This is a genomic window from Zavarzinia sp. CC-PAN008 (genome assembly GCF_051903925.1).
Taxonomy (GTDB): Bacteria; Pseudomonadota; Alphaproteobacteria; order Zavarziniales; family Zavarziniaceae.
In genome coordinates this window covers 3,375,951-3,395,633 of record NZ_CP173678.1, presented here as the reverse complement: position 1 = coordinate 3,395,633, position 19,683 = coordinate 3,375,951, and the positions used below count along the sequence as shown (strand labels likewise).

The window sequence follows — 19,683 nt, the reverse complement described above, 5'->3', positions numbered from 1 at the left end:
GATACGGATTGGTCGAAGAAGGAACCTGGTCCCGATGACGTCCCCTCGCTTCCTCCGTCTACGGTCGAGCACCTCGCTGCGCGCGCTGGCCTTCGGCCTGGCCCTGGCGATCCCCGGCACCTATGTCCTGGCGGCCTCCGACCAGGCGCCAGCGGTCAATGCCGGGCCCGTCACCGCGGGTGCCACGGCACTCGTCACCCTGCCCAGCTTCTCGGACCTGGCCAAGCGGGTGACGCCGGCCGTCGTCAACATCACGGCCCAGGTCACGCAGGAGGCGGACGGGCCCCAGGCCATGCCCTTCGGCGATCCCGACATGCAGGAGTTCATGCGCCGCTTCGGCTTGCCGGTGCCCCCGCAGCAGCAGCCGCGCGAGCGCCGCGGCATGGCCGCCGGCTCCGGCTTCGTGATCGACCCGGCGGGCTACATCGTCACCAACAACCATGTCGTGGACCATGGCAGCGACATCACCGTGACCCTGCAGGACGGTCGCCAGTTCAAGGCGACCGTTGTGGGCACCGACGGCAAGACCGACGTCGCCCTGCTCAAGATTGATACGGGTGCCGCCCTGCCCTATCTCCAGTTCGGCGATTCGGGCCGTGTCTCGGTCGGCGACTGGGTGCTTGCGGTCGGCAATCCGTTCGGTCTGGGTGGCACGGTGACGGCCGGCATCGTCTCGGCCCTGGGCCGCGACATCCATTCCGGCCCCTATGATGACTACATGCAGATCGACGCCTCGATCAACTCGGGCAATTCCGGCGGCCCCACCTTCAACACCAATGGCGAGGTGATCGGCATCAACACGGCCATCTTCTCGCCCAATGGCGGCAGCGTCGGCATCGGCTTCGCCATCCCGTCCAACCTGGTCAAGTCGATCGTGGCGCAGCTGCGCGAGTCGGGCACCGTCGCCCGCGGCTGGCTTGGCGTGCAGATCCAGCCGGTGACCGAAGACCTGGCCGGCGCCCTGGGCCTTGAGAAGGGTGCAACGGGGGAATCGACCGGTGCCCTGGTGGCGGAGGTTCTGCCCAACAGCCCGGCGCATAAGGCCGGCTTCCGCACCGGCGACGTCATCACGAAGTTCGACCAGACGACGATCGGCGACGTCCGCGACCTGACCCGCACCGTGGCCCAGGCCAAGCCGGACCAGTCCTACCGCGTCGCCATCATCCGCGACGGGCAGCCGCGAACGATCGACGTCCGGATCGAGGCGCTGAAGGACCAGGACCGCATGGCGTCGCGCGGCGACGGGTCCGGTGCCGAGCAGCAGCAGGAGGCCGCGACCGTGGCCGACGTGCGGGTCGAACCCCTGACCAACAACCTGCGCCGCCGCATGGGCCTGCCGCGCGACGTGTCTGGCGTGGTGGTGACCGATGTCGATGGCCGCGCGGCCGAGGTCCTGCAGCCTGGCGACATCATCGAGAAGGTCGGCTCCAGCGCCGTGACCACGCCGCAGGAGTTCAACAGCGCGGTGACGCAGGCCAAGTCCGAGGGCCGCAACGCCGCCCTGCTGCTGGTCACGGGGCGCGACGGCGCCAGCCGCTTCGTCGCCCTGCCCTTCGCCAAGGCCTGAGCCCCGACCTTGGCCAAGCCTTCCCCCTACGCGGGGGAAGGCTAGGATGGGGCGCCCGAGTTCGGCGCGGGGGACATGGGCCCGCGCCGGGCCGGGCGCCCCATCATCCTGCCTTCCCAGGGACCCTATGGCATCATGAAGATCCTGCTGATCGAGGATGACCAGGACGCCGCGCGCTACATCGTCAAGGGGCTGAAGGAGGCGGGCCACGTCGTCGACCACGCCGCCGACGGCAAGACCGGCCTCTTCCTGGCGGGGTCGGAGCCCTATGACATCCTGATCGTCGACCGGATGCTGCCGGGCCGCGATGGCGTATCCCTGATCGAGGTGCTGCGCGGGGCCGAGATCTATACCCCGGCCCTGATCCTCAGCGCGCTCAGCGGGGTCGACGACCGGGTGACCGGCCTGCGCGCCGGGGCCGACGACTACATGACCAAGCCCTATGCCTTCAGCGAACTGCTGGCGCGGGTGGAGGCGCTGGGCCGGCGCCATGCCGGCGGCCAGGTCAAGACGGTGCTGAAGGTCGCGGACCTGGAGATGGACCTGCTGTCCCGAACGGTCCGGCGTGGCGGCCATGTGGTCGATCTGCTGCCGCGCGAATTCGCGTTGCTGGAATACCTCATGCGGAATGCCGGCGCGGTGGTCACCCGCACCATGCTGCTGGAAGCGGTGTGGGGCTATCACTTCGATCCCAAGACCAACGTGATCGAGGTGCACATCGCCCGCCTGCGGCAGAAGATCGACCGCGACCAGGGCCGCCCCCTGATCCACACCGTCCGCGGCGCCGGCTACTCGATTCATGAATAGGGCGCGCGGGCAGTCCTGTCTCCCCGGCAGTCTCGCCAGATGGCGGTGAGCGAAGGGCCCGGGCGGCAGCGGGGACCCCTGGCCGACTTGGTGCGCTCGACCACGTTCCGTCTGATCGTCGCCTATCTAGGTTCCTTCGCGGCGTCCGTCGCCCTCATCCTGGTGTTCATCTATGCGACCACCACCCAGCTGATCGAGAACGAGATCGAGGCGGTGATCGAGGCACAGGTCCAGGGCCTGCGCGAGCAGTACCAGCGCGACGGCCTGCCCGGCCTGATCCAGGCGATCGCACTCCGCAGCACGACCAGCCGGCAATCCACGCTCTACATGCTGATGGGGCCCGGCCTGCCCCAGCCCCTGGGCAACCTGTCGGAATGGCCCCCCGGCCGCATCGATTCCGAAGGCTGGCTGGAATTTGGCCTGACCGTCACCCGCGGCGACCAGCAGATGGTCCAGCCCGCGATCGGCAAGGTCTACACCCTGGCCGGCGGCTATCGCCTGCTGGTGGCGGAGGACCGCGAAGCCCTGCTGGAGATCCGCAGCCGGCTGGTGACATTGGGCGGCATCGCGCTGGTCCTGGTGGTGGCCCTGGGCGCGCTGGGCGGCGTGCTGTTGTCCAACACCGTCATGCGCCGGATCGGTGCGATCAACGCGGTGGCGCGGGATGTCATGGCGGGATCGCTTGGCCGGCGCGTGCCCGTTGATGGCCAGCGCGACGAGCTGGACGAGCTTGGCCGCTCGGTCAACGACATGCTCGATTCGATCGAGCACCTGATGGCCGACCTGCGCCACGCGACCGACAACATCGCCCACGACTTGCGCACCCCCTTGAGCCGCGTCCGCGCCCGCCTGGAGCACGCGCTGGCCGAGGAGACGGATGTCGAGCGGCTGCGCGCGACGATGGAGTACAGCGTCGAGGAGATCGACCGCCTGACCGCGATCTTCTCCGCCCTTCTCACCATCGCCACGGCCGAATCGGGGGGAGTGGCGCTGACCCCCGGCATCAGCATCAGCGAGGCGGTGCACACCGTGCTCGACCTCTACGAACCCGCGGCGGAGCAGAAGCGCATCGTCCTCTCGGTCACCGTGCCGGAGGGGATCAGCGTGACCGGCCACCGCGAGCTGCTGGGCGAGGCAGTCGCCAACCTGATCGACAACGCGATCAAGTACACGCCCGCAGGCGGCACGGTCGCGGTCCAGCTGGTGGCCGAGCCCCGGGTCCAGCTGCGCGTCGCCGATTCGGGACCCGGCATCCCCCAGGCCGAACTGGGCGAGGTGACAAAGCGCTTCTATCGGGTGGAGAGCAGCCGCTCGACCCCCGGAAGCGGCCTCGGGCTCAGTCTCGTTGCGGCGGTCGCCCGCCTGCACAAGGCGGACCTGGTCCTGGCCAATGGCGCGCGGGGCCTTACCGCCAGCCTGACCTTCCCGCCCTGACGGTCCGCCCGGGCAGGCGCGCCAACTGGCCACGCAGGCCCATCGCTCCGGCCACGACCAGCAGGAACGAGCCCAGCGCCCAGGGCACCAGCCGCGCCTGCGGCACCTCCACCGGCTGCAGGCGCGTCGTGTCGGTGTCGCCGCCCAGCACGTACACGGCGATCGGCGCGCCTGGCCGGAAGGTGCCGGCAATCACCTCCGCCGCACTGCGCGAGCGCAGGACCAGGTCAGCGCCCAGGGGCGCGGTCGCCTCGTCCTCGACCTCCCGCCCCTCGACCGCCACGCGATAGCGCACCCGGATCAGGTAGCGGGTCGCCGCCTCGTCGATGCGGTCCAGCCATTCGCCCGAACTGCGCGGCGGCGCCGCGTATTGGGCGTCGGCCTCCGGTCCCTCGACCAGGGCGCGCAGCCAGTCGCGCTCGGCCACCACCGTCACCGCCTCGATCCGGCCGTCGACGCTCTGCCAGTCGCCGGCCCGGCGGTTGAGCTGCCATTCGCGCGCGCAATTGGCGAGGCTGACCATGCCGGCCAGCAGCAGGGCCGTCGACGCGGCCAGCGACAGGCCCCACCACAGCCGGCCGGGGCGGGGGTTGGCCCGCACGGCTCAACCGGCCCGCTGGCAGCGAAGGCCGCTCAGTCGTGCCAATCCAGGACGGCGCGGATGGTCTGCTCGAAGACCTCGAACTCCATCTGCCTCTTGGCACCGGCCGCCATCTTGGCGTCCTGGCCGACCAGGTGGCGCAGCTTCGTCGCCTCGCCATGGATCGCGTGCAGGATCGCGTCGGCCACATCCTGCGGGTTGCCGCGCTCCCCCGTGGGATTGAGCTTGAGGATCGCCGTGTCGAAGCGGGCCGAACGCTCGGCATAGGGCGAATCGGGCGCAAAGGCCTTGCGCATGTTGGCGTGCAGGCTGGTCGCGAACTGCCCCGGCTCGACCAGGGCCACACGGATCCCATAGGGCTGCACCTCGTAGTGCAGCGATTCCGTGATCGCCTCGACCGCGAACTTCGATGCCGAGTAGAGGCCGGTATATGGCCGCGCCACCAGGCCCGAGACTGACGAGACATTCACGATGACGCCGCGTCCCCGCCCGCGCATCAGCGGCACCACCCCGCGCAGCATGTTCAGGACGCCGAACACGTTCGTCTCGAACTGCCAGCGGGCATCGGCGTCGGACGTCTCCTCGATGGGTCCGCGCAACTCGACGCCGGCATTGTTGACCAGGACGTCGATGGGGGCGATCGCCTCCGCCGCGGCGATGCAGGCGGCCACCGACGCCGCATCGGTGACATCCAGGGCAAGGACATGGATCCCGGCTTCCGCCGCCAGGGCCTGCAGCGCCGCAGCCTCCGCCGGCTTGCGCGCGGTCGCCGTGACCTGGTCGCCATAGGCCGCCAGCGTCCGCGCAGCCAGCAGGCCAAAGCCGCTGGAGCAGCCGGTGATCAGGACATGGGCCATGGACTGTCGCTTCCTTCGGATCTCGAACGCGGGGGTATCAGAACTGGCCAGCCATCACCGCCCCGGTGACCAGTAGCGCGAGGGCGATCGCCGCCCCCAGCACCGCCAGCAGGAACAGCCGGTGGGCACGATCGGCCTCCGCCCCCGCGACGAAGGTGTCGCGGCGGAAGAACCGGTAGCCACCCACCGCAAGGTCCCACAGGCCAAGGTCGGGGCGGCGCAGGCGCACCAGGCGCAGGGCCATGCCCACCGCCAGGGCCCAGGCGACCAGCCACAGCAGGCCGCCGGCCAGGGCGATATGGTCGGGCGTGATCACGCCGTCAGCGACCGATCAGCTTCCGCTCGGCCGCCAGCACGCCGACATAGCTGGGCCGGGCCTGCGTCACCGCCAGCCAAGCCGCCGCCTTGGGCCAGCGGGCCGGGTCGATCGTCACATTGGCATAGGCCATATTGACGAACGGGCTGCTGACCGCCAGGTCGGCCAGGCTGAAGCTGTCGCCCACCAGGGTGTTGGTGGGCCTCACCTGGCCTTCCAGATAGTCCAGGATCGGCGGCAGTTCCTCGGTCTCGGCCCTGTGGGCCGCCGTCTCGTCGCCCGGCTGCTTGAAGAACAGCGGCTTCAGCACCCGGTTCTGGAAGATCTTGGCCATCACCGGCACCAGGATCGTGTCGGCCAGCTCCTCGAACCAGATGGCGCGGGCGCGGTCCTTGGCTGCTGCCGGCAGCAGGGCAGGCTCCGGCTTCAGCGCCTCGAAATAGGTCAGGACCGCCGTCGAGTCGGCCACGCTGAAGTCACCGTCCACCAGGGCCGGAATCTTGCCGAACGGGCTCGCCGCCCGGAAGTCGGGCGACTTGTCCTGCGGCGGCACCGGCTTGTGATCGAAGCTGATGCCCTTCTCGGCTGCCGCGACCAGGACCTTGCGGACGAAGGGGGAGAGGCCACTGCCATAGAGGATCATCGGACGTTTCCCTTGTTGTCGTCGTTGGCCCGGTTCAGTCGGCCTTGGGTGGCACAGGCTTCTGCTCCGGCTTGGCCTCGGGCACGGCAAGGCGGATGTGCAGTTCGCGCAGCTGCTTGTTCGAAACCTCGGCCGGGGCCTGCATCATCAGGTCCTGCGCCTTCTGGTTCATCGGGAACAGCGTCACCTCGCGGATGTTGGGCTCGTCCGCCAGCAGCATGACGATGCGGTCGACGCCCGGTGCGATGCCGCCATGTGGCGGCGCGCCATAGCGGAAGGCGTTCAACATGCCACCGAAGCGCGCCTCGACTTCCGACTGGGGATAGCCGGCAATGTCGAACGCCTTGATCATGACGTCCGGGCGATGGTTCCGGATGGCCCCGGAAGACAGCTCTACGCCGTTGCAGACGATGTCGTACTGATAGGCATTGATGGTCAGCGGGTCCTGCGTCTCCAGCGCCTCAAGCCCACCCTGCGGCATCGAGAACGGGTTGTGGCTGAAGATGACCTTCTTCTCGTCCTCGTCCCATTCGAACATGGGGAAGTCGACGATCCAGCACAGGCGGAAGGTGCCCTGCTCGATCAGGCCCAGTTCCTCGCCGATCTTCGTGCGGGCCAGGCCCGCCAGCCTGGCCGCCTTGGGCGCCTTGTCGGCCGCGAAGAACACGGCATCGCCGTCCTTCAGCCCGGTCAGTTCGCGCAACTGGGCCAGACGCTCCGCCCCCAGGTTCTTGGCAATCGGGCCGCGATCGCCGTCGGCCGCGAACACCACATAGCCCAGGCCCCCTGCCCCTTCGCCACGCGCCCAGTCGTTCAGCTTGTCGAAGAAGCTGCGCGGCCGGTCGCCGGCACCGGGGGCCGGGATGGCCCGCACCACGCCACCCGCCTCGACCGCCCGGGCGAACAGGCCAAAGGCCGACCCGCGGAAGGCCTCCGTGACGTCCGTGATGACCAGCGGATTGCGCAGGTCCGGCTTGTCGTTGCCGTATTTCAGCATCGACTCGGCAAAGGGGATGCGCGGGAATGGCGCGTCCGTCACCGTCTTGTCCGAGAATTCGGTGAAGACGCCGTGGATCACCGGCTCGACCGCGGCAAAGACGTCGTCCTGTGTCACGAACGACATCTCAAGATCAAGCTGGTAGAACTCGCCCGGCGAGCGGTCGGCGCGCGCATCCTCGTCCCGGAAGCAGGGTGCTATCTGGAAATAGCGGTCGAAGCCGGCCACCATGATCAGCTGCTTGAACTGCTGCGGCGCCTGGGGAAGCGCATAGAACTTGCCCGGATGGATGCGGCTGGGCACCAGGAAGTCGCGCGCGCCCTCGGGCGAACTGGCCGTCAGGATCGGCGTCTGGAACTCGGTAAAGCCCTGGTCGACCATGCGCCGGCGCAGCGACTGGATGACCTTGGCCCGCAGCATGATGTTGCGGTGGGGCCCCTCGCGCCGCAGGTCCAGGTAGCGATAGCGCAGGCGCATGTCCTCGGGCAGGTCATGATCGCCAAAGACCGGGAATGGCAGTTCCTCGGCAGCCCCCAGTACCTCGAACGACTCGACGCGGATCTCGATGGCGCCGGTGGGCAGCTGCGCGTTCACCGTTTCGGGACTGCGGGCGACGACCTTGCCGTTGATGCAGACGACGCTTTCGGCCCGCACCGAATCCATGCCGGCAAAGGCGGCGCTGTCTGTCTCGGCCACGCACTGCGTGATGCCGTAATGGTCGCGCAGGTCGATGAACAGAAGCTGGCCGTGATCGCGCTTGCGATGGACCCAGCCGGACAGGCGCACGGTCTGGCCGACATCGGAAGGGCGCAGCGCGCCGCACGTATGGCTGCGATAAGGGTGCATGAAACTCGGATTCCTCAGGTCGCGCCGTTGTAGAAGTGCAGCGTGGGCGAGGCAAGCCGCGCCGCGCAGGAAGGCGCCAAAGACGCCCCAAACAGGCACGGGAGGGCCTGGACAGCATGACCGATCTGATCGACCTCAAGACCGATGCCGGCCTGACCTTCCAGGCCTGGAACGCCGGCGCCGCCGACGCGCCCCTGGTCGTGCTGCTGCACGGCTTTCCCCAGTCGCGCCATACCTGGCGGGACCAGGTTCCCGCCCTGGCCGCTGCCGGCTACCGTGCCCTGGCGCCGGACCAGCGTGGCTATTCCCCCGGCGCCCGGCCCGACCCCGCCAACCTTGCGAACTATGACTTCGCCCATCTGGTCGGCGACGTCATCGCCCTGATTGCCGCGGCCGGCCATGGCGACCGCCGCTTCCACCTGGTGGGCCACGACTGGGGCGGACAGGTCGCCTGGGGTGTCGCCGACGCCCATGCCGCGCGCGTCGCGTCGCTCACCATCCTGTCGCGGCCGCATCCCCAGTCCTTCATCGCGGCGATGAAGGACGACCCGGAGCAGGCCAACCGTTCGCGCCATCACAAGGCGTTCCTGTCGGCGGAAACGGGCGGCCAGCTGCTGGCCGACGACGCGGCCCGCCTGCGCTCCCTGCTGGCCCATGCCAAGGTGCCACCCCAGGCGGTCGCCGACTATGTCGGCACGCTGAACAGCGCACCCGCGATGGAGGCGGCGCTGGCCTGGTACCGCGCCAATGTCGGCCTGCGTGCCGCCATCGGCACGATCACGGTGCCCACCCTCTACCTCTGGGGCACCGCCGATTCGACGGTGGGACGCATGGCGGCGGAGGGCACGGCGGCCCATGTCTCAGGCCCCTTCCGCTTCGTGGAACTGGACGGCGTCGACCACTTCATCACCGACGAGGTGGCGGGCCGGGTGACGGAAGAACTGCTGGCGCACGTGCGCGCTAACCCGGTGTGAGCGTTGCTACAGATGCTTCGAGACGCGTCGCGCTCCGCGCCGCTCCTCAGCATGACGTCATTGTTGTAAAAGGACTATTCCCCCACCGTCGTCATCCTGAGGAGGCCCGAAGGACCGTCTCGAAGAATGTTGACGCAACGGTTCAGCGCGCGGTCAGGCCGGATCTCTAACCCTTGCCCAGCGCCCGGTCGATGAAGGTGGAGCAGGCGCGGCCGTCGCGCTCGGCTTCCGGCGGCAGGGGGAGTTTCTTCTCGGCCGAAAGCTTGCGGGCAAAGGCCAGCTGCTTGTCGGTCGGGGGCCGCCCGGCGCCGGCATTGGCCGAGGGTGAGGCGCTGCGCGCCGGGGCCCGCCCGCCCCCCGGACCGCCACCGCCTCCGCCACCACGGCCATCGTTCAGCATCTCGTCGATGAACTGCGAGATCGCCTTGGAACTGTCGAGCACCTCCTCCGGCACCTCGATCCCGCGTTCGTCGGCCAGGCGCCGGGCAAAGGCCAGCTGCTTTTCCGACGGCGGCCGCCCGCCCCCGGCACCGCCGCCGCCCGCCTGGTCGCGGGAGCCCACCTGCTGATCCAGCCAGGCGGAACAGGCGGCACCCGATTCCTCGACCTCGGCGGGGAGTTCGATGCGCCGCTCCTCGGCGATGCGCCGGGCAAAGGCCAGCTGCTTGTCGGTGGGGGGCCGGGCGTCAGCCATGGCCGGGCTCGCGATTCGTCATGCGGGGCAGTCTAGCCCAACCGCCTGCTCCGAAACGACAAGGAGCCTCAGAACGACAAAGGGGGCAGGCATTGCTGCCCACCCCCTGCGTCCCCCCGCGGTTACGGAGACCCCAGGCTCAGTGCCCGCGGCCGAAGCCGAACAGGTGCTTGGCCACGTTGCGGATCTGGATCTCGTCCGAACCTTCCGTGATGCGGTAGCGGCGGTGGTGGCGATAGATGTGCTCGAACGGCTTGTGACGCGAATAGCCCATGCCGCCATGGATCTGGATCGCCGTGTCGGCCGCGTTGCAGGCCAGGCGGTTGCCCTTGTAGTTGCACATGGAGACCTTGTCCGAGAGCTTCTTCTGGATCTCGGGACCGGTCATCTGGTCCATCTCCCAGGCCGTCTTCATGATGAGAAGCTTCAGCATCTCACACTCGGCCTTGAGCTCGACCAGCGGCCACTGGATGGCCTGGTTGTTGGCCAGCGCCTTGCCGAAGGGCTTGCGCTCCTTGGAGTACTTCACGCTCTCCGCAACGCAGTACTCGGCCACGCCCACGCCCGACGCGCCCTGGCGGATGCGGTTCTCGTGCACGAAGTGGCGCGCCAGGACCAGGCCGTTCTCGGCCGGGCCAAAGATCGCATCGTCCGGAACCCAGACGTTCGTGAACGACACATGCGCGTGGTCCGTCGGCATGTTGTACGTCCAGTAGTACTTCTCGATCTTCACGCCCTCGGCGTCCATCGGCACGATCAGGCACGAGATGCCCTGGGCATCGCCGTCCTTGCCCGAGGTGCGGCAGAACACCATGTCGTGCGTCGCGGTGTGGACGCCGGTGTTCCACATCTTGGCGCCGTTGATGCGCCAGCCATTGCCGTCACGGACCGCGCGCGTCTCCATCCAGGTCGCGTCCGAGCCGTGGTTGGGCTCGGTCAGGCCGAAGGCGCAGCGGGTCTTGCCGGTCAGGCTGCCCTGGATGAACTGTTCCTTCTGCTCGGCCGTGCCGAAGTCGCGGAACATCAGCACCTGGGGGAAGTTGCCGACGATCGAGGCTTCGTTCTGCAGGTCGTTGTGCAGGCCCAGGCCCTTACGGGCCAGGTGCATGCGGATGACCGCCATGGCCAGGTTGCCGATCTCCTTGCCGCCGTATTCCTTGGGCAGCGGCAGGCGCAGGAAGCCCGCCTTGTCGGCGCGGCGGCGCATCTCGCCCAGCAGCTCTTCCCACTCGGGCCGCGGCAGGCCGTCCTTGTCGAAATCGGTACGGGCCCATTCGCGGCGGTGGTCGAAGAAGCGGATATTGTCATCCTGCTCCTCGAGCGGCTTGATCTCCTTCTCGATGAAGGCGTCCAGCTCGCCCAGCAGCGTCTGCAGCTCGGCCGGAATGTTGAAGTCCATGCCCATCCTCCCTTCGGATCTTTTCGCGGCGGAGAATAGCGGCTCGGAAGCAGGACGCCAGAGGGTTTTCTGCAATGCCTTCTAATTCGAATTCAAATTTGTGTTAGGGAACGATGGCATCCAGGCGTCGGATGGCGGTGGCGACCTCCCCCGGCGCCTCGCGCGGGTAGAAATGTCCGGCGACCGGCGTGATGCTGCGTTCGTAGAATGCGACGAACTTGTGGCGCCCCGAATCGGCCTGGACGGGTGGGTCGACGCCGTCGGCCGCGCCGTGCAGGACAATGGTCGGCACCGCGATCGGCGGCTGCCCGGCCAGGGCCGTCTCCACCGCGTCATAGACCGGGTCGCCCGCAGTGCTGGCATAGCGTACGCGATAGGAATGGACGACGACCGCGACGAAGTCGGGATTGTCGAACGAGGTGCCCGTCCGGGCATAGGTCGCCGCGTCGAATGCCCAGTTGGGCGACCACAGGCGCCAGATCAGGCGGCACAGGTCATGCCGGTTCTGCGTCAGGCCCGCCTCGCCCCGGCTGGTGTGGAAGTACCACTGGTACCAGTTCCGCACCTCCTCCTCGGCGCTGCCGGGCCGGACCATCGCGGCGATGTCGTGGATGTTGTAGCCGGTGATGGACAGCAGGCCGCGCACCCGGTCGGGCCACAGCGCGGCATTGATGCAGCACGCCCGCCCACCCCAGTCATAGCCGCCCAGCAGGACCCCCTTGAGATCGAGGCCCAGGATCAGGTCGCGCAGGTCCTGCCCCAGCGCCGCCTGCTGGCCCGAGCGCATGGTGCCGGGGTCCAGGAAGCGGGTCGGGCCGTAGCCGCGCAGATACGGCACGATGACGCGATAGCCCTGCGGCACCAGGCGCTCGACCGCGCCGTCCCAGGTGCGCGGATCGTCCGGAAAGCCATGGACCAGGACCACGGGCCGCCCGTCCGGCGGCCCGCTCTCCTCGTAATGCAGGTCAAGGACGGATGTCCTGATCGACTTCAGGGTGGGCTGGCTCATGCCCCCCAGGATCGGCGATCAGGCGGCATCCGCATAGGGGGGCTCGGGCTCGTACTGCATGAAGCGCTGGGTGGCGCGCGCCTGCGGAATGCCGTGGATCTGGCCGACCAGCCACAGCGCCATGTCGATCCCGGCGGAGACACCGGCCGAACTGACCAGATTGCCGTCGACCTGGAAGCGGCTGCCCTCGGTCACGGTGCAACCCAGGTTCAGGCCGCGGAACTCCTCCACCATCGACCAGTGCGTCGTGACCTTCCGCCCCTCGGCCAGGCCGGCAGCCGCCAGGAGCATGCTGCCCGTGCACACGCTGGTGACCCAGGTACAGGTCGGCGCCACCTTGCGCAGCCAGGTCTTCAGCCCCTCATGCCCCATCAGGGGTCGCGTGCCGAAGCCGCCGGGCACCAGCAGCACGTCCAGGGCCTCCACCTCCGCAATCGTCGTGTCGGGCAGGATGCGCAGGCCGTTGAAGGCGCGCACGGGCTGCGCGTCCAGGCCGATCAGGACGACCTCGCCCAGGTCGGCCGTGCCCTGCATCTCGCGGATCTTGCGCGTCATGCCGAACACCTCATAGGGGCCGACGAAATCCAGCTCCTCAACCTCGTCAAAGATCAGGATGCCGATCCGGGGTGCAGCCAGGCTGGCAGTCATGATGCATGTCCTTCCATCAGGGGGGATTGGAAACGGGCGCGGTAGTCGGCCGGCGAGACCTGCAGGTTGCGCTGGAAGACGCGGCGCAGCGCCTCGTCATCGCCCAGGCCGACACGGCCGGCGACCTGCTTGCAGGGCATGGCGCTTTCCTCCAGCAGGCGGCGCGCGGCGTCCAGCCGGGCGCGCTCGACGAAGCGGGCGGGCGACATCGCCAATTGGCTGGCAAAGGCGCGGGTCAGGGAGCGTTCGCTCATCCCCGCGCGGCTGGCCAAGGCCGGGACCGACAGGTCGGCCCCCAGGTTCTCCACGATCCATGCCGGCAGGGTGCCCAGCGGTCCGGCCGGTGCTGCCTGGGCCGCCAGATGGGCCGAGAACTGCGCCTGGCCGCCCGGGCGGATCATGAACATGACCAGGTGGCGCGCGATCGACAGGGCCATGTCATGGCCCAGGTCCGCCCGCACCATGGCCAGCGCCAGGTCCATGCCGGCCGTCACCCCGGCCGAGGTCCAGAACGGCCCGTCCTGCACATAGAGCGCATCGGCATCGACGCGCACGGCGGGAAACCGGCGCTGCAGATCGCCTGCAAAAGCCCAATGCGTCGCCGCCCGGCGCCCGTCCAGCAGCCCCGCTGCCGCCAGCAGCAGGGCGCCCGTACAGACCGACGCCGTGCGCCGGGAGCGCCGCGCGGCGTCGCCGATCCACCGGATCAGGGCGTGGTCGGCGGCCATGGCGCGGGTCCCCTGCCCGCCCGCGACGATCAGCGTGTCGGGCGCGGCCCCGCTCTGCAGCAGGCCCTGCGCATCCTCCGCCGCCAGGCGCGCCGGGCCGCTGGTGGCGACCATGCCGGGCTGCAGCGCCAGGAAGCGCACCTCATAGGCCGGCTGGCCCCGGCCGTCCTGGGCCACGGCAAAGATCTCGGCCGGGCCGACCGCGTCCAGCACCTGGACGCCTGGAAAGATCAGGACCCAGACGCTGCGGCGGGTCGGGGAATGCGGGGTGCAACCATCCATGGCGCCATGGTGCGCCAGCCCGACCTTGGCGGACAGGCCAGACAGCCCTCAATTCGCGCCAGGCCGCCTCAGCGCTGCGACGGTCCGCCCGATCCCGCGGCGTGGGCGGCGGGTGCCGCCACCTTCTGTCCCCGGGCGCGCCACAGGCCGTCCAGGAATCCATAGCCCCAGGCATGATGCATCGTCGCCAGGACCAGCGGCAGCGCCAGGGCCGCACTGTCGCGCGTGCGGGCCAGCGCCGGCACGGCGGAGCCCAGCATCAGCAGCCCATAGGCAACGAGCGGAATCGCCAGCAGCTTCAGGACACCGCCCAGCGGCGCGCCCAGCAGGGCGGCGATACCGGTCGCCGCCGTCACGCCTTCCAGCGCCACCAGGGCCGGCGGCAGGAGCTGGCGCCAGCGCGGGGCCAGCCGGTGCTTCAGCAGCATTCGCACCCGGCCGCGGCCATAGAGGAGGTATTGGCGCGCCAGGGTGCGCAGCGTCGCGCGCGGCACGTAGTTCACCTGGATGGTGCTGTCCAGGATGATCAGGCCACCCGCTTTGCCGATGCGATAGGACAGTTCCCCATCCTCGTTATGGCTGAAGGCCGGGTCGTACGGTTCGACCCGCGCAAACAGGCTGCGCCGGAAGCAGCCGTGATAGCCATGATCCACCGGCTGCGTGGGCCCAGGCCGGCGATAGCTCGAATCGCCCACGCCCAGGACCGAGCGAAAGCCCATCGACACGGCCCGCCGGAACCACGGCCCCGTCTCGATCGGTACCAGGTAGAAGACGACCAGGTCGGCGCCATGACGCTCGATCGCGGCGATGCAGCGGCCGACGAATTCGTCGGGAAAGATCGAATGGGCGTCGGCGCGGATGAAGTAGGTGGTCGCCGGATCGCAGTTCAGGATCGCCTTGTTGAAGGCGGCGGCCTGGAGGCGGTCGGGATTGTCCAGAAGGCGCACCTGCGGCAGGCGCGCGGACATGCGGCGCACGATGTCCTGCGTGCCGTCGGTGCTGCCGCCGTCGACCACCAGGATCTCGTAGCGGCTGGTGGGGTGGGCCGTGCGCGCGATCGACTCGACGCAGGCCTCGACATGGCGGGCCTCGTTCAGGGTCGGGATGATGACGCTGACCATCGGGATGCTGGCGGGGTCCGACCCGCCGCCCTGTGCCACGTGCGCCCCATCCGGCATGTGCTGTGGCTGCAGTGCTGGCCCCCGCTTCAGAAGATCCCGATGGGCAGCAGTGGCATCCCCGCCCGCGCCCGTCAATCCGATCTGCCAGGACCGGCAGCGATCATTCTGCCGGCCGTCCCCGTTTCCACAAGCAGGCATCGGCCCGCAAGCGACAAATCGCAGGGCCGATCCTGTCCTTCGCAACTTAAGGGATAGTTAAACCACCACGCCGGCACGTTGAAACGCGATCGCGACGGCCCTCAGGTGGCGACGGCCAGAGGGAACGTCTGGTTCAGGCGGCACCCGCATCGGGAACAATCTGGCCGCGTTTCACCAGCGTGATTGCACGCGCCAGTTCTGCCGCGTCCACGATCCCGGGAATAGGCAGGACCAGGCCGGACCGCAGGTGCACCAGCACCCGCCCCGCCCGCGCGTCGACCGGCAGGAAGCCGCTGCCCGACTCAGGCTCGGCCACGGCTTTCTCCACCTCGGACAAGGGGATCCGGATGCCGCGGATCAGCGCGCTGGGGCGGAAGCGCAGGGCATCGCCCGTGACCTGCAGGCGAAACGCCCGCCGGTTCCAAATGCCCAGGCCAACGACGGTGAGGAACGCCGTGATGAACGCCGCGGGCGCCAGGAACGCCAGCGGTGCGACCAGCAGGGTCGTCAGGATGGCGCTCCGCACATAGAACGTATCGGACCGCTCCGCCCAGAAGACGACGCCGGCATTGTCGTTCCTGCCGCGATCTTCTTCATGGGTTGAAACCGACATCTCCTTCACTCCACCGGATATTTCATACAGTCCGTCGTGACACGACTGTACTTAAGGCGCCGACCGCCGGGTTCAAGCGGGCGGCCGCCATCCGGTGGCAAAGTCCCGCAGGTCCTGGGCCAGATCGTCCCGCACCAGGATCCGCGGCACCTTGTTCTGCCCGCCCAGACGGCCACGCTGCTTCATCCACGCGGCAAAACCGCCGGCCGCCATGCGCTCCACGCGCGGGCCCGCCATGCCAGCCCGGTGCGCGCGATAGTCCTCGTTGAGACGCGCCAGCGTGGCGTCGACCACCTGGCCGAACCGGGCCAGGGCGCCCTCTTCCGGCGCGACCCCATCGAACTCCACGATCCAGCAATGGCCACCGGCCTCGCCCGGCCCTGCCCCGTGAACGGCGAAGACGGCGAAGTCGGCCAGGGCCGCATCGATGGCGCGCGCAGCCTCCAGCGCCGCCTGCTCGACCTCCTCGGCAATGACATGCTCGCCAAAGGCCGACAGCATCCAGGCGGTGCGCCCGGTGATCACCACGCGGTGCGGGTTCAGGCTGACGAAGCGCACCGTGTCGCCCAGGACATAGGACCACAGGCCGGCATTGCTGGTGACGACGACGGCATAGTCGACGCCCGTCTGGACATTGGCGGCCCAATGGCGCACCGGGCGCGGCGCGGCCAGGTCGTCGACCGGAACGAATTCCAGGAACAGGCCGTTGTCCAGCATCAGGCGCAGGCCATCCTCCGGCCCCGCATCGGCGATGGCGATGAAGCCTTCGCTGGCGGGATAGACCTCCCGCGTCTCGGCGCCCGTGCCCCTCAGCCAGGCCTCGACCCGCGCGCGATAGGGCGGCATCGGGACTGCGCCATGCACCAGTAGGTCCAGCCGCGGCCAGATCGCCGGCGCGCCCCATGTCCCCGTCCGCGCCGCCAGGGCATCGAACAGCATCAGCATCCAGGACGGGGTGCCGCTGATCACCCGGACGTCGGCCTGCGGCGCGAGGCGGGCGACGGTCGCGATCTTCTCCTCCCAGTCCGAGAGCAGGGCGACCTCGACCGGGGGAAAGGCGATCAGGCGGCCGTACCAGGGCAGCCGGCGCACGGCGATTCCCGACAGGTCGCCCGCCAGGACGCCCGGCGCCAGGTCCTGCAGGGCGGTCGAGCCCCCCAGCATGAAGCCGGCCCCGTCCATCACGCGACTGCCGGGACGCTGGCCGACATGGTGGCACAGCACGTCCAGCCCGGCCCGGCTGTTGGCGCGGATCATGTCCAGGGAACAGGGGATGTACTTGGTCGTCCCGCTGGTCGTCCCCGAACTCAGCGCAAAATACGGGATGCGGCCGGGCCAGGTGACATCGTCCAGCCGCGGAAACGGCTCGCGCCACCAGTCGGTCCAGAAGTCCTCATAGCGGCGCAGCGGCACCGCGCGCTGATAGTCTGCCACGTCGTGGATCGCGGCAAAGCCGTGCGCCCGGCCGAAGCGCGTGCCCGCCGCCCGCGCCAGCAGGGCCATCAGCTGCTGCCGCTGGCTCTCCACCGGGTCCTGCCGGGCCAGCTGGCGCAGGCGGCGCCCGGCATGGAGGCGCAGGACCGCGGTGGCACCCCGCATGACGCCTCAGCTGCCCGGGCGGGGGGGCAGGATCTCGGTGCGGTAGGCGGCATTGGCCCGCACCGTCTCCAGCCGCATGGGCAGGCGGATGAAGCGCCCCTCCTGGAACAGCTTCACCTGGTCCAGGAACGCCTCGCTGTTGTACCAGCCGTCCTGCCCGCCCAGCAGCACGACCTGGGTCGCGTCCAGGTCCGACAGATCGGCGATCAGGCGCGCATCCGCGCCAAAGGTCGCCTCGTGGCGCTGGTCCGTCAGCTCGTGCGAGGTCTTGAGCAGGGTCTCGCTGGAGCCGGAGGCCGGCACGTCGCCGAACCGGTAGCGCCCACCGATCAGCGGGGCGGCGCCAAACCAGCCGGCCAGGCCGATTCGGTGCATGTCGCCCCAGGTGGGAAAGCGGCCGACCGCCTCCTGCGCCTTGTCCAGCGCGGTTGCCAGGGCGGCATCGACCTGCTCCGGCGGCATGCGGGCCAGGTCGGCGTCCAGCGCGTCGAACAGGCGTCCGGCTGCCGAGAGCAGGCGCCGCGCATCGGGCGCGTACAGGGCCTCGATCAGATGAAAGACGGTCGCCTCGAAGGCGACGGGTGCCGCGTCGTCCGCCCGGTACGATCCGTCGAACGCGCGCACCCGCGCCGCCACCGCCGCTGGCCCCGGCTCCAGGACAAGACCGTCCAGCCTGGCCACCAGGCGATCGCGCAGGCGCGCGGCCGATGGCTTGGTCACGTCCTGCTGGATCGCGGCCAGGCGGGCGGCATCGACCGTATCGTTGCCTGACAGCAGCTCGGTCAGGCGGCCGATCCGGTCGTCGGACGAGAAGAAATAGCCGATCGGCACCGACGACCGGCCGGGCATGTTGTTGGCCGTCGCCACATAGCCGCCGGGCGGGTCCAGGATCCAGGGCAGGTCGCGCCCGGTCACGATCCGCTCCCACGCCTTGGCGTCGGCAACGGGACGCACGATGTCGGCCGGCGGCGTGAGCGAGCGGCTGGGAAGATGGGTCGCGGTCACCTGCCCCACATGGCCGTCGACATCGCCATAGACCATGTTCTGCGGTGACAGGGAGAAGCCGTCCAGCGCCCGGCGGAACTCGTCGAAATTGCGCGCGCGGCCCACGCCCAGCATGGCCGTGATCTCATCGCTGGGACGATGGCCGATCCAGCTGACCGCCAGCTGCTCGCCGGGCTGGCCCTGGACCATGGCGCTGTCCGAGATGATCGGGCCGAAGGGCGTTTCACGCACCGTCTGGCTGGTGTCCAGCCACCAGCGGACCTTGATCTCCTCCTCGCGCTCGGTGATCTGCGACGGCGGCAGGGCGCTGACGTCGAACAGGTCGCTGGACGCGGCGCGCAGGTTGGTTCCGCCCCAGGCGATGCGCTCGTTGCGGCCCACCGCGACGAAGGGAAGGCCCGGGATCATCAGTCCCACCGCGTGCATCGAGGGCGACTTCACCCCCGCGATCATCCACGCATTGGGCAGGCGCAGGCCCAGGTGCGGATCGTTGGCGACGATGGCGGCGCCTGAGGCCGTGCGGCTGCCGCCGACGGCAAAGGCGTTGGAGCCGGTGCGCGCGCTGCCGCCCAGCACGTCCTCCAGCATGGCCAGGCCCTGCGGGTCGGGATCGGCGGGGGCGAAGGGGAAGCTAGGCGCCGAGGTCGTGCCCGATTCGAGCAGGCGGGCCCAGACCGCGGGCCAGTCGGCGCGGGTCCGTTCCGGCAGCAGGCGGAACCAGGTGAACCAGGTGACGTCCACCGACGCCAGGCGCCCGATCGTGATGATCTCCTCCGGCCGCCACGGCACGGGGCGGGCCCCGAACAGGGCGTATTCGTGCGGCCGGTCGGCCATGTTGGCCTGGTAGTAGTTGACGCCCGCCACGAACGCGTCCAGCCAGGCCCGCGTCGCCTGCGGCATCTGCGCCAGCACCGTGGGCGAAGCCTTGCCCAGGTTCAGGATGCGCAGCGCGCGGTCGATGTCGGTGGTGAACGGACCCGCCACCTCGGAAATCCGCCCCTGCGAGATGCGGCGCAGCAGTTCCATCTGGCCCAGGCGCAGATGGGCATGGACCAGGCCCAGCGCCATCGCCGCGTCGGCGTCGGTCTGCGCCTCGATGAAGGGGATCTTCTCGGGGCTCCAGTGGATCGTCACCGGGGCGGTCACCGGCAGGCCGTCGGGCACACGGTTGATGCGATCGGCCACGCGCGACGGCGGCGGCAGGGGCGTCAGCGCGGCGCAGCCGGCGATGATCAGGCCCGCCCACAGAACCGCCGCCGCCCGGGCCAAGGAAACCGCCGCCATACAGATACCCCCTCTGGCCCACCGTAGGCCGCACGCCGGCGTCAGCCCACCTGCACACATA

18 protein-coding genes are annotated in these 19,683 nt (G+C 69.5%); 4 read left to right on the top strand and 14 right to left on the bottom strand.

The window, feature by feature from the left end:
• The first annotated feature begins 34 nt into the window (after positions 1-34).
• The 3 genes from ACI6GS_RS15970 (at position 35) to ACI6GS_RS15960 (ending at position 3,808) form a co-directional block, all read left to right on the top strand.
• Positions 35-1,567, top strand: coding sequence for a DegQ family serine endoprotease (locus ACI6GS_RS15970; RefSeq protein ID WP_439814442.1), 1,533 nt, complete (start codon positions 35-37; stop codon positions 1,565-1,567).
• A 135-nt stretch (positions 1,568-1,702) separates the two neighbouring features.
• Positions 1,703-2,374 carry a winged helix-turn-helix domain-containing protein gene (locus tag ACI6GS_RS15965; protein ID WP_439814441.1) on the top strand — a complete coding sequence of 224 codons (672 nt, stop codon included), beginning with the start codon at positions 1,703-1,705 and terminating at the stop codon, positions 2,372-2,374.
• Positions 2,375-2,413: 39 nt separating this feature from the next.
• A complete protein-coding gene (locus ACI6GS_RS15960) occupies positions 2,414-3,808 on the top strand; it encodes a sensor histidine kinase (RefSeq protein WP_439814440.1) in 1,395 nt (464 codons plus the stop codon).
• On the opposite strand, the gene ACI6GS_RS15955 is transcribed toward ACI6GS_RS15960, so the two are convergent.
• From ACI6GS_RS15955 to aspS, 5 genes are read right to left on the bottom strand one after another with little or no spacing between them, the layout of a single operon-like run.
• Positions 3,780-4,409, bottom strand: a complete 630-nt coding sequence (locus ACI6GS_RS15955; protein WP_439814439.1) for a hypothetical protein — start codon at positions 4,407-4,409, stop codon at positions 3,780-3,782. The two genes, ACI6GS_RS15960 and ACI6GS_RS15955, sit on opposite strands and share 29 nt — an antisense overlap.
• 32 nt (positions 4,410-4,441) lie before the next feature.
• Positions 4,442-5,266 carry an SDR family oxidoreductase gene (locus ACI6GS_RS15950; protein WP_439814438.1) on the bottom strand — a complete coding sequence of 275 codons (825 nt, stop codon included), beginning with the start codon at positions 5,264-5,266 and terminating at the stop codon, positions 4,442-4,444.
• 37 nt (positions 5,267-5,303) lie between these two features.
• The gene (locus ACI6GS_RS15945; RefSeq protein ID WP_439814437.1) at positions 5,304-5,582 is read right to left on the bottom strand and encodes a hypothetical protein; all 279 of its coding nucleotides are present in this window, start codon (positions 5,580-5,582) and stop codon (positions 5,304-5,306) included.
• A gap of 4 nt (positions 5,583-5,586) precedes the next feature.
• Positions 5,587-6,225, bottom strand: coding sequence for a glutathione S-transferase family protein (locus tag ACI6GS_RS15940; protein ID WP_439814436.1), 639 nt, complete (start codon positions 6,223-6,225; stop codon positions 5,587-5,589).
• Positions 6,226-6,259: 34 nt separating this feature from the next.
• Complete coding sequence (gene aspS, locus ACI6GS_RS15935; RefSeq protein WP_439814435.1) at positions 6,260-8,068, bottom strand: aspartate--tRNA ligase; 1,809 nt, start codon at positions 8,066-8,068, stop codon at positions 6,260-6,262.
• A gap of 116 nt (positions 8,069-8,184) precedes the next feature.
• Between aspS and ACI6GS_RS15930 the strand changes: the two genes are divergently transcribed.
• The gene (locus tag ACI6GS_RS15930; protein WP_439814434.1) at positions 8,185-9,042 is read left to right on the top strand and encodes an alpha/beta fold hydrolase; all 858 of its coding nucleotides are present in this window, start codon (positions 8,185-8,187) and stop codon (positions 9,040-9,042) included.
• Positions 9,043-9,208: 166 nt separating this feature from the next.
• On the opposite strand, the gene ACI6GS_RS15925 is transcribed toward ACI6GS_RS15930, so the two are convergent.
• From ACI6GS_RS15925 to ACI6GS_RS15885, 9 genes are all read right to left on the bottom strand, one after another.
• On the bottom strand, positions 9,209-9,736 hold the full coding sequence (locus tag ACI6GS_RS15925; RefSeq protein ID WP_439814433.1) for a hypothetical protein: 528 nt from the start codon (positions 9,734-9,736) through the stop codon (positions 9,209-9,211).
• A 139-nt stretch (positions 9,737-9,875) separates the two neighbouring features.
• A complete protein-coding gene (locus tag ACI6GS_RS15920; protein ID WP_439814432.1) occupies positions 9,876-11,135 on the bottom strand; it encodes an acyl-CoA dehydrogenase family protein in 1,260 nt (419 codons plus the stop codon).
• A gap of 103 nt (positions 11,136-11,238) precedes the next feature.
• Positions 11,239-12,144: an alpha/beta fold hydrolase gene (locus ACI6GS_RS15915; RefSeq protein ID WP_439814431.1), complete on the bottom strand. Its 906-nt coding sequence runs from the start codon at positions 12,142-12,144 to the stop codon at positions 11,239-11,241.
• A gap of 18 nt (positions 12,145-12,162) precedes the next feature.
• Complete coding sequence (locus ACI6GS_RS15910; RefSeq protein ID WP_439814430.1) at positions 12,163-12,792, bottom strand: DJ-1/PfpI family protein; 630 nt, start codon at positions 12,790-12,792, stop codon at positions 12,163-12,165.
• Positions 12,789-13,802: a GlxA family transcriptional regulator gene (locus ACI6GS_RS15905; RefSeq protein WP_439814429.1), complete on the bottom strand. Its 1,014-nt coding sequence runs from the start codon at positions 13,800-13,802 to the stop codon at positions 12,789-12,791. Before ACI6GS_RS15905 ends, ACI6GS_RS15910 begins: the two co-directional genes overlap by 4 nt.
• A gap of 68 nt (positions 13,803-13,870) precedes the next feature.
• The gene (locus ACI6GS_RS15900) at positions 13,871-14,962 is read right to left on the bottom strand and encodes a glycosyltransferase family 2 protein (protein ID WP_439814428.1); all 1,092 of its coding nucleotides are present in this window, start codon (positions 14,960-14,962) and stop codon (positions 13,871-13,873) included.
• 292 nt (positions 14,963-15,254) lie between these two features.
• The gene (locus ACI6GS_RS15895; RefSeq protein ID WP_439814427.1) at positions 15,255-15,734 is read right to left on the bottom strand and encodes a hypothetical protein; all 480 of its coding nucleotides are present in this window, start codon (positions 15,732-15,734) and stop codon (positions 15,255-15,257) included.
• Positions 15,735-15,806: 72 nt separating this feature from the next.
• Positions 15,807-17,333 carry a GH3 family domain-containing protein gene (locus ACI6GS_RS15890; RefSeq protein ID WP_439814426.1) on the bottom strand — a complete coding sequence of 509 codons (1,527 nt, stop codon included), beginning with the start codon at positions 17,331-17,333 and terminating at the stop codon, positions 15,807-15,809.
• A gap of 6 nt (positions 17,334-17,339) precedes the next feature.
• The gene (locus ACI6GS_RS15885; RefSeq protein WP_439814425.1) at positions 17,340-19,622 is read right to left on the bottom strand and encodes a penicillin acylase family protein; all 2,283 of its coding nucleotides are present in this window, start codon (positions 19,620-19,622) and stop codon (positions 17,340-17,342) included.
• Positions 19,623-19,683 lie beyond the last annotated feature (61 nt).